Genomic DNA, 1,055 nt, shown 5'->3' with positions numbered 1-1,055 from the left:
CGTCGTGGTCGCCGCGAGCGGCTTGCTGAACACGATCGCGGACTCGTCGGTCACGGTCACTGACCCTTCGATGCGTAGAACGCTTCGGTGGCATCTTTCGCGGGAGCCCACCACGCCTCGTTATCGCGATACCACTGGATGGTCGCGGCGATCCCTGACTCAAAGTCGCTGTACTGCGGCATCCACCCCAACTCATCACGCAACCGTGCTGAATCGATCGCGTAACGCATGTCATGACCGGGACGGTCCGTGACGTGATCGTACGCGTCGGCAGGTTGACCCATCGTCGACAAGATCAGCTCAACAACATCCTTGTTGTTCTTCTCACCATCCGCACCGATCAGATACGTCTCACCCATCACACCGCGATCCAAAATCGTCAACACCGCACTGGAATGATCATCCGCGTGAATCCAATCACGCACGTTCTCACCCGCACCATACAGTTTCGGACGAATCCCGCGGATCACGTTCGTGATCTGACGCGGAATGAACTTCTCCACATGCTGATACGGACCATAGTTGTTCGAACAGTTCGAGATCGTCGCCTTCACACCAAACGAACGCACCCACGCCCGCACCAACAAATCCGAACCCGCCTTCGTCGACGAATACGGTGACGACGGGTTATACGGCGTCGACTCGGTGAAACGCTCCGGATCGTCCAACTCCAAATCCCCATACACCTCATCGGTCGAGATGTGATGAAAACGCCGGTCATGCTTACGCGCAGCCTCAAGCAACGTGTAGGTGCCGATGATGTTCGTATCCAAAAACGGACGCGGGTTATCCAAAGAATTGTCGTTATGCGACTCCGCAGCGTAATGCACCACCGCATCCACCTCAGCAAACAACCCGTCTACCAACCCGGCATCCGTGATATCGCCCTCCACGAACCGCACCCGGTCCTCAGGCAACCCAGCCAGAGACAGCACATTGCCCGCATACGTCAACTTATCCAGCACCGTGACCTGGTCATCCGTGTGCTCAACCAAATGATGCACAAAGTTCGAACCAATGAACCCGGCACCGCCGGTAACGAGCAACTTACGCAT

The 1,055-nt window shown here is 56.5% G+C and carries 1 protein-coding gene; it reads right to left on the bottom strand.

All coding sequences use genetic code 11. From position 1 onward, the window contains the following. Positions 1 to 56 precede the first annotated feature (56 nt). The coding region (rfbB, locus tag WDU96_RS13595) for a dTDP-glucose 4,6-dehydratase (protein ID WP_337339070.1) at positions 57 to 1,055 on the bottom strand (999 nt) is incomplete at its 5' end.

Origin of the sequence: Microbacterium marmarense (assembly GCF_037204165.1) — a bacterium.
Taxonomy (GTDB): Bacteria; Actinomycetota; Actinomycetes; order Actinomycetales; family Microbacteriaceae; genus Microbacterium; species Microbacterium marmarense.
This window is presented reverse-complemented; position numbering and strand designations above follow the sequence as displayed.